The following is a 9,409-nucleotide window of genomic DNA, read 5'->3' as shown; positions in this document are numbered from 1 at the left end:
GGTTTATAAATCTGAATCAGACGAAAGAAATATTTTGAAAGGTGTGATCTCCCAATTAATGGATCAGACCAAGCAAATTCAGGAAGATGCAAATAACTTAACCAGGGCCCTTAAAGGCGACAATAAAAAACAAGGAAACTGGGGAGAAGTAATTCTGGAACGTGTTTTGGAAAGATCTGGGCTGGTAAAGGATAGGGAATATAGAATACAGACCAGTTTGAACTCATCTGACGGGGGTAGAATGCAACCGGATGTTATTATTGACCTTCCAGATGATAAACATATAATAATTGATTCTAAGGTATCTTTATTGGCTTATGAACGATTGGTTAGTTCGGATACTGATGATGATAAAGATTTGTATTTAAAACAACACCTTGCTTCTATAAAAGCTCATATACAAGGTTTATCTGCCAAGAACTACCATGATCTTTATCAGATCAATTCACCCGATTTTGTATTGTTATTTATACCCATTGAATCTTCTTTTGGCATTGCGGTACAACAGGATGCCGAGCTTTTTAATTATGCCTGGGACAGAAAAGTAGTTATTGTAAGTCCTTCTACTTTATTGGCTACTTTAAGAACCATCGCAAGTATTTGGAAACAGGAAAGACAAAATAGAAATGTACTTGAAATTGCCCGTTTAAGTGGCAATATGTATGATAAATTTGTTGGCTTTTTAACTGATATGGAGGGAATAGGAAAGAACATTAAGCAAAGCCAGGATGCTTATGATAAAGCTTTAAATAAGCTCTCTACCGGTGCCGGAAACCTTTCCAATACTTCAGAGAAAATTAAGAAATTAGGTGCCAAAGCTACTAAGCAGATTGACACCAAATTTCTGGATTCTACCTTACCTGATGAGGAAGATAGTTTATAATTTAAATGCATTCCACCCTTGTGCCTTTAATTCATGCACAACATTGGACTTAGATATCATTTTACATCCCGAATTTTTATCAGTGATGTGACCAATAATGGTGATATCAACATCATTTTTTAGTTTAGGATAGTCTTCCTGTTTAATTGTAAATAGCAATTCATAGTCTTCGCCACCACTTAAAGCACATACCGTCGGGTCTAAACCAAGTTCACGTGCAGTTTCGTAAGTCATTGGATCTATTGGAATCTTCTCTTCGTAAAGGTTACATCCTTTTTCAGATTGCTGACAAATGTGTAATATTTCAGAAGCCAATCCATCTGATACATCAATCATTGAGGTCGGTTTTATTTCCATTTGTGCCAGAAGATCAACTATATCTCTTCTTCCTTCAGGTTTTAACTGACGTTCAATAATGTAATCTTTACCCTCTAAATCTGGCTGGATATTAGGATTTTCAAGGAAAATAAGCTTTTCTCTTTCTAATATTTGCATCCCAACATAAGCACCGCCTAAATCTCCGGAAACACATAAGAGATCACCTTCACCAGCTCCATTTCTATAAACAACATCATTTTTTTCAGCATAGCCAATACTGGTTACACTAATTACCAATCCTTGTTTACTTGCTGAGGTATCTCCTCCAATAAGATCGATGTTAAATTTATTACAGGCGAGTTCAATTCCTTTGTAAATTTCTTCAACTGCTTCTAAAGTAAATTTGCTCGATAAACCGATAGAAACGGTTACCTGAGTTGCAATACCATTCATTGCATAAATATCGCTTAGGTTTACTTGAACTGCTTTGTAACCTAAATGAATTAGCGGTACGTAAGCAAGATCAAAATGAATTCCTTCAAGCAGCAGATCTGTAGAAATCAGCACTTCTTTGTTGTTAAAATTTAATACTGCTGCATCATCACCTATGCCTTTTATACTGCTTTCATGTCTTATTTTAAAAGTATCTGTTAAATGCTTTATCAGCCCAAATTCTCCCAACTCTGAAATATCAGTTCTTTCCTTATTCTCAAACATTATCTTATTTCTTTAAACTACTGTTTTATATTGAATTAACATAGTTACCAACATTCTTTTTTATGCGATTCGTCATCTCTCCTATCGTCGAGATGACGGGCAACAATGACGATTAACCAATCTAATTTTGGCTACTACAACCCCAAACTTGCAGATATCTCAAGCATTCTTTCAATTGGTTTTCTTGCTCTTACAATGATATCTTCAGGTACTGTTACCTCTGGAGATCCATTTTTTAAACACAAATACAGTTTTTCTAACGTGTTTCTTTTCATATACGGGCATTCATTACATGCGCAACTGTTATTTGGCGGTGCAGGAATAAAGGTTTTTCCGGGATTAGCCTTCTCCATTTGATGAATAATGCCACTTTCCGTTGCTACAATGAACTCCTGAGCGTCGTTATTTATGGAATATTTTAACAATCCTGTTGTTGAACCAATGTAATCGGCCATTTTTAATACAGCTTCTTCGCATTCAGGATGCGCAATAAACTTTGCATTAGGGTGGCGCTCTTTAAGTTTTGTTATTTTTTCTCTGGAGAATATTTCGTGCACCATACATGCTCCATTCCACAGTACCAGGTCTCTACCGGTTTTCTTTGCTACCCATGCACCAAGATTTTTATCTGGTCCGAAGATAATTTTCTGATCTTTTGGTAAACTTTCAACAATTTGAACAGCATTTGTGGAGGTACATACGATATCACTCAGTGCCTTCAGCTCTGCTGTGCAGTTTACATACGTTATGACCAGGTGATCAGGATATTTTTCTTTAAATTTTTTAAATAAATGTGGTGGGCAACTATCTGCTAATGAGCATCCAGCCTTTACATCTGGTAACAAAACAGTTTTATTGGGAGAAAGAATTTTAGCTGTTTCTGCCATAAAATGCACTCCGGCAAAAACAATGATATCTGCCTCAGTCTTAGCAGCTTCCTGAGAAAGCCCTAAGCTATCTCCAATATAATCTGCTATATCCTGAATATCAGGGTCTTGGTAATAATGAGCTAATATTATCGCATTCTTTTCCCTTTTTAATTTTTCAATTTCCTCAAAAAGGTCAAGTGTGGGATCGATCTTTTCATCTACAAAACCTTTTCTGTTAATTTCCTCTAAGGTGTCCATTTTAATGAGTTGATATTTTCTTTTTTAATATTTCTTTTTTAGTGCAGCAAAGAACAGGATAAATTTTAATTATCTGTTTTGGAACTTTTGTAAATGTACGGAGCTTTCAACACTTCAATAAAATATAATTATTATATATAAATAGATTTCTATTGTTTATTAGTGTGTTAGTATTGTTTAAAAGTACTTCAAAAAAATGCTTTTTTATGAGTTATTAGTAACTTATTAACATTTAGATTACATTTTTAATAAAAATATCGGCTGATTTACAACGATATATTAATTCACTCTAAAACTTATCAATACCAATATGTGTATTCTTAGTTGGTGAATAAAAAGTTAATAACCTATACGTTTATGCTTAAAAATAAGTTAAAATATTGCGTCGAATTACCATTTTAGCTTAGCTTTAAACATTCAAATAAAATTGTTCTATTTATTTAGACAAGTAGTTAACAATTATATCAACGTTGTTAACAAAGGAGTGGAAATAACACATTTTAATGAGAAAAGTAGATTTTTTGGTCATAGGATCAGGTATTGCCGGTTTGAGCTTTGCATTAAAGGCAGCTAAATATGGCAAAGTATTAATTGTTACTAAGTCTAACGAAGACGAATCTAATACTAAATATGCCCAGGGCGGAGTGGCTGTTGTTGTAGATAAAGATGATTCTTTTGAGAAGCATATTGAAGATACATTAATTGCCGGAGATGGTTTATGTGATAAACATATTGTAGAAGTAGTTGTGACTGAGGGTCCTCAGCGTATACAAGAGATCATCGACTATGGGACTAACTTTGATAAAGATGGTACCGGAGTGTATGATCTGGCCAAGGAAGGCGGGCATTCTGAACATCGTGTTCTACACTATAAAGATGTAACAGGCTATGAAATTGAAAGTGTGTTATTGAAGCAAATTCATCAGAATGAGAACATAGAGATATTAACACATTACTTCTGTTTGGAGTTAATTACTCAACATCACCTTGGGATACATGTTGATAAAGCCACTGAGGTTATTAACTGTTATGGGATATATGCCTTTAATACAGAGCTTAACGATGTGGAAAAGATATTAGCTAATGTGACTATCATGGCTTCTGGAGGTGCCGGACATATCTATTCCAGCACTACAAACCCGGTGATTGCTACTGGTGACGGAATGGCAATGGTTTATCGAGCTAAAGGAAAAGTAAGGAATATGGAATTTATTCAGTTCCATCCAACAGCTTTATATCATCCTGGGGAGTATCCTGCTTTTCTGATTTCTGAAGCTGTAAGGGGTTTTGGAGGTGTGCTTAGAAGAAAAAATGGTGAGGAGTTTATGTATGAGTATGATAAGCGTGGGTCTTTGGCGCCAAGGGATATAGTAGCAAGAGCTATTGATTCTGAGATGAAAAAATCGGGTGAGGATTTCGTTTATCTGGATATAACGGATAGAAAAAAGGCTGATATTTTGGCCCATTTTCCTAATATATATGCTAAATGTTTGTCTATAGGTATAGATATGACCAAAGATCTGATACCGGTTACTCCAGCGGCTCATTATATGTGTGGTGGGATATTGGTTGATGAGTTTGGAAGATCATCTATAAAGAATTTATATGCTTGTGGCGAATGTTCTTCGACAGGCTTACATGGAGCCAACAGGTTGGCCTCTAATTCGTTATTGGAAGCTCCTGTGTTTGCTCATCGTATATTTGAACATGCTGTGGCTAATTTTATGAATAACGTGATTCCTGATAATATTCCTGAATGGAATGATCATGGGGTTACACAATCAAATGAAGACATATTAGTAACTCATAATTTAAGAGAAACTCAGAAATTAATGAGTGATTATGTTGGTATAGTTCGCTCTGATTTCAGGTTGGAAAGGGCCATGAGACGTTTGTATTTATTGCATCAGGAAACAGAGGATTTTTATAAAGGAAATAAGGTCTCTGTAAAACTTTGTGAGCTAAGAAATGTAATTCAGGTAGCGTTCATCGTTATAAAATCGGCTATGGCCAGAAAAGAGAGCAGAGGACTTCATTTTACTACTGATTATCCTAATCATTCAGAACAATTAACAGATACAATTTTTTAATTATGCCAGTTATATTACCAGTTAAAGATGTACATCCAAAGTGGGGTGACAATTGTTTTATTGCTCCTAATGCAACAATAGTTGGAGATGTGATTATGGGAAAAAATTGCTCTGTTTGGTTTAATGCCGTGATTAGAGGGGATGTAAATAAGATTACGATTGGTGATGACAGTAATATTCAGGATGGTGCTGTTATTCATGCTACTTACCTTAAAGCGGCCACCAGGATAGGAAATAGGGTATCTGTTGGTCATAATGCAATTGTACATGGATGTACGCTAAACAACCATATATTGGTGGGCATGGGCGCTATCATAATGGATAATGCAGTTGTTGAGGATTATACTATTATTGCTGCAGGAGCTGTTGTATTAGAGAATACGCACTGTGAAAGCGGATTTATTTATGCAGGTACACCTGCAAAAAAAATAAAGCCCATTACTGATGAGCAAAGGGCTTTATTAAATAAGTTACCGGACAATTATATCATGTATTCTGACTGGTTCAGATAGTTTATTCTTTTGGAATAGTAATTACCTCATTTCTTTCCCAATTAGGCCTGATTGATAACTCTTTAGGCTCATTCCATATTTTTTCGGGCTGTAATCCCAGGGCAACACTTCCTGTGTCCCAGACGCCGTTTTTATTGGTGTCGTAGGTTATTCTTATGAAATATTTTCCGCCTTTATAATTACTGAAAGTTACAGATGTATCTTGTTTTACAACTATTGTATTTACGATGCTTTTGTTGCCATCAATAATTTCCAGAATATAACTTTTTTGTTTTTCAGGAGGTACAATTTTTACTTTTAGTGTTCCGTAATCATCTTTCTTGCCAAGCTCAAGTGAAGTTTTTATTTCCTTGTTCTGAGCCTTAAAAATGGCTGTAAATGCGCCAGGAGCGAAGGTGATATCATACATGGTTTTTTGTTTCCACGGATACCTGAAATAGTAGGAGAGTTGGTCTAAACTGTCTTTAGTCAAGGTGAAGTTTTTGGTATCTACAGAGTCTTCCAGTAATGTTATTTTGCTTGCATCAAAGCTTTCTATTGGAAAATTGAAGGTAAATTTTAGGGTTCTGCCTGGTGGCAAAGCGCGGTTATCAAGATTATTTAATGCCGTTAATGATCTGGTATATGTTTCTTTTTTACCTCTGGTTAATGTTGCTGTTTGAAGCAATTTTCCGTTTTCTTTAATGCTTACTTTTGTTGAATCGAAGCTTAAATCTGTAAGCCAAACTTTTAGTGAATCGTTGTTCTTACTAAATTTAATTTTCTTTGAAGCATCTAAGGCGGGAGGATCCAGAATTATTGCTTCCGGCTTCTTTAGTTTTTGATTAAAAGTTAACAGTATACTTCCATCTGGATTCAGGCGTTTGTCAACGATTCTAAATACGGTAGCATCCTCTTTAAATACCTTTAAATTCATGCTATCCATATTCTTGGTTAAAACGATGGAATCCTTTAGAAAACCAATTTCGTCTGTCGCTTGCTGATAGATTTTATCACCACTTTTTTCTTTGAGGACGTATAATTTATAGGTATCGCTCCTTAAATTCTTTAAGCTGTAATTACCACTGCTATCTGTAAGGGTATAAATAGATGGCTTACCTTTTCCGAATAGTGTATCTCTATTTAGGGGCAGTATAAATGCAACGGCGTCTAACTCCGGTTCACCCGTTAATGAATTTGTTACTTTTCCTTTTATGCTCAATGAATCAAGTTTTGGACCTGTTGAAAATACATAGGTCAAATTTTTGACTACGTTAGATTCATTAACATCGGCAACAGACTTTCCAAAGTTTAAAGTATATGTTGTGTTTTTTTCGAGACTATCCGGAAAGGATATTTCTAATTTTTTTCCCTTCGTTTTTAGAACTGGAGGTTTAGGCATTTCAGGTGAAACAGAAAATTCTTTAAACTCATTCTGTAATTTGAAATACTCATCAAATTCTATAACAACTTTTTTGGATGTGAAATTTGTAGTCTCGTCTTTTGGTAGCATGCTTAAGACCTTAGGTGGGGTGGTGTCTCTGGGCCCACCCTGAGGTTGCTGAATACTTGCACAGCTGTAAATTAAAGAAACTATCAAAAATAGGATAGCGAAATTCCTTAAGAAGACTATGTTGTTGTTTTTAGCCATTTATATGAGTTGTATTGAATTTAAACCTGTTTTTAATAGATATCATTACTTTTTTCTAAAAGTGGTTTATATCGCTTTAAAATGAGCCTTATTTTTATCTATTATTTTAACACCTAAATTATTATTATCCAGTTAGTTATGTATTATTTGCTGATATGTACCATTAAAACGGATATGTCGGAAGGCGAAACACCTGAAATTCGGGACGCTTGTCCGAGCGTTCTTGGTTTTATTTTCAACAATTTCTCGCGAGCTTCTTTTGATAAAGATACTAATTGAGAATAGTCAAAATTTGGATTAATATCCTTGTCTTCCATCTTTTGCATTTTATTTACAATTTCCTGTTCCTTTTCAAAATAACTCTCATACTTGATTTTTATTTCAGCCTGCTCAATAGTTTCTTTATCAAACTGATCTAAAAATTCATTGAAGTTCGGACTAACAGTTCTAATATCATTTATTCCTACTTGCGGTCGGCTTAAAAGATTAAATACTTTAACGGTCTGATTTAACGCACTTGTTCCTAAATCTTGCAAGAGCGCATTTGCTTGATTCATATCAATTGCCTGTTTTTTGGAGAACTCTACAATTGCATCTGAATTAGCTACTTTTTGCTTAACGAGATCCAGACGTTCATCGTTTATCAGACCCAGACTGTGGCCAATAGGGGAGAGCCTGATATCTGCGTTATCTTGTCTAAGTAAGAGTCTGTGTTCCGCTCTGGATGTAAACATTCTGTATGGCTCTTCGGTGCCTTTAGTTACAAGATCATCAATTAAAACACCGATATATGATTCAGAGCGCTTCATGATGAGCTCATGTTTGTCTTTTACCTTCTGATGGGCATTGATTCCTGCTATAAAACCCTGACTAGCAGCTTCTTCGTATCCGGTTGTTCCGTTTATTTGGCCAGCAAAGAATAAATTGCTGATTAATTTGGTCTCTAGGGTTAAAGATAGTTGGGTAGGCGGGAAATAATCGTACTCAATGGCATAACCTGGCCTGAACATTTTGGCATTTTCAAATCCTGGAATCTTGGTTAGTGCTTTGTATTGTACATCCTCTGGTAGCGAGGTAGAGAATCCATTTACATATATTTCACAAGTATTCCAGCCTTCAGGCTCCACAAATATTTGATGTCTTTCACGTTCGGCAAACCTATTGATTTTGTCTTCAATGGAAGGACAGTATCTTGGACCAAGGCCTTTGATGCGACCAGTAAACATTGGTGATTTTTCAAAGCCTTCTTTTAAGGTCTCGTGCACTTCGGAGTTTGTATAGGTGATCCAGGTACTACAGACTTGCCTTTTATCTCGACACCTAAGGAAGTTTTAACTCCAACTACAGTATTGTTTTTAATGAGTAGGCTGCTTACCATATCTTGCCAAAAGTCAACATTTGGAGTACGCTCTAAAGCTAGTCGCCATTCTTCGGCAAATCTTTTGCGGTCATTTTGAGTTCTTGGACTCCACATCGCCGGACCTTTAGAAAGATTTAGCATTCTGAATTGAAGAGTTGTCTTGTCACTTATAATCCCGGAGTACCCGCCCAAAGCGTCGATCTCCCGAACTATTTGTCCTTTGGCTACTCCGCCCATTGCCGGGTTACAGCTCATCTGTGCAATGGTCTCCATGTTCATCGTGATCAATAGAACAGAGGAGCCAAGGTTTGCTGCTGCCGCTGCAGCTTCGCAACCTGCGTGTCCTGCACCGACAACAATTACATCATATTCATTAAACATAGCTTATATTTTGTATGTTCCACGTGAAACTCTGCGATGATTTTCCGGAGCGTTTCACGTGGAACGTGTTTGTAAAGTTATTAATTTATTTCTCTGAAAGCTCGAGCCATCTCTCCATTACAATGTCCATTTCGGTATTTAAGCTTTCGATAGACTTGGTTACGGTTTGAATTTCAATATAGTTTGAACTATCGATTTCTAACAATGATTGTGTTAGCCTTTCTACTTCTGTTTCAATTTGAGGAATCCTTGCTTCCAGATCTTCTAATTCTTTTTGCTCCTTGTAGCTTAATTTTTTTTGTGCCACTGGGGTAGGAGTAGCTTAATTTTTTTTGTGCCACTGGGGTAGGAGCGGGCGTTTGCGTTTCTTTCTTTTTTACTTCTGGTTTTT

General features: G+C 35.9%; 7 protein-coding genes and 1 pseudogene. 3 read left to right on the top strand and 5 right to left on the bottom strand.

The window, feature by feature from the left end; genetic code table 11:
- Window positions 1-883 (top strand): DNA recombination protein RmuC (locus AC1DDX_RS17175; protein WP_477622322.1); only part of this gene is annotated, 883 nt, incomplete at its 5' end.
- On the opposite strand, the gene thiL is transcribed toward AC1DDX_RS17175, so the two are convergent.
- Both thiL and nadA read right to left on the bottom strand, forming a co-directional pair.
- Window positions 878-1,918 carry a thiamine-phosphate kinase gene (gene thiL, locus AC1DDX_RS17170; RefSeq protein ID WP_172662343.1) on the bottom strand — a complete coding sequence of 347 codons (1,041 nt, stop codon included), beginning with the start codon at window positions 1,916-1,918 and terminating at the stop codon, window positions 878-880. The genes AC1DDX_RS17175 and thiL overlap by 6 nt on opposite strands.
- 134 nt (window positions 1,919-2,052) lie before the next feature.
- Complete coding sequence (nadA, locus tag AC1DDX_RS17165; RefSeq protein ID WP_172662342.1) at window positions 2,053-3,045, bottom strand: quinolinate synthase NadA; 993 nt, start codon at window positions 3,043-3,045, stop codon at window positions 2,053-2,055.
- A 503-nt stretch (window positions 3,046-3,548) separates the two neighbouring features.
- Between nadA and nadB the strand changes: the two genes are divergently transcribed.
- Together nadB and AC1DDX_RS17155 are read left to right on the top strand one after the other, a co-directional pair.
- On the top strand, window positions 3,549-5,135 hold the full coding sequence (nadB, locus tag AC1DDX_RS17160) for an L-aspartate oxidase (protein WP_172662341.1): 1,587 nt from the start codon (window positions 3,549-3,551) through the stop codon (window positions 5,133-5,135).
- Between the two features lie 2 nt (window positions 5,136-5,137).
- Window positions 5,138-5,647 (top strand): gamma carbonic anhydrase family protein, encoded by a 510-nt coding sequence (locus tag AC1DDX_RS17155; protein ID WP_172662340.1) that lies wholly within the window; start codon window positions 5,138-5,140, stop codon window positions 5,645-5,647.
- A 1-nt stretch (window position 5,648) separates the two neighbouring features.
- Here the strand turns inward: AC1DDX_RS17155 and AC1DDX_RS17150 are convergent, their stop codons facing one another.
- The 3 genes and pseudogenes from AC1DDX_RS17150 to AC1DDX_RS17140 form a co-directional block, all read right to left on the bottom strand.
- On the bottom strand, window positions 5,649-7,277 hold the full coding sequence (locus AC1DDX_RS17150; protein WP_172662339.1) for an Ig-like domain-containing protein: 1,629 nt from the start codon (window positions 7,275-7,277) through the stop codon (window positions 5,649-5,651).
- 143 nt (window positions 7,278-7,420) lie between these two features.
- Window positions 7,421-9,018: pseudogene (locus AC1DDX_RS17145) on the bottom strand (tRNA uridine-5-carboxymethylaminomethyl modification enzyme MnmG/GidA).
- A gap of 85 nt (window positions 9,019-9,103) precedes the next feature.
- Window positions 9,104-9,325 (bottom strand): ABC transporter C-terminal domain-containing protein, encoded by a 222-nt coding sequence (locus tag AC1DDX_RS17140; RefSeq protein ID WP_477622321.1) that lies wholly within the window; start codon window positions 9,323-9,325, stop codon window positions 9,104-9,106.
- Window positions 9,326-9,409 lie beyond the last annotated feature (84 nt).

This window comes from Pedobacter sp. 10L46_2 (assembly GCF_056395165.1).
Note: the sequence above shows the minus strand (reverse complement) of the source record. Positions and strands in the feature narration are given on the sequence as shown.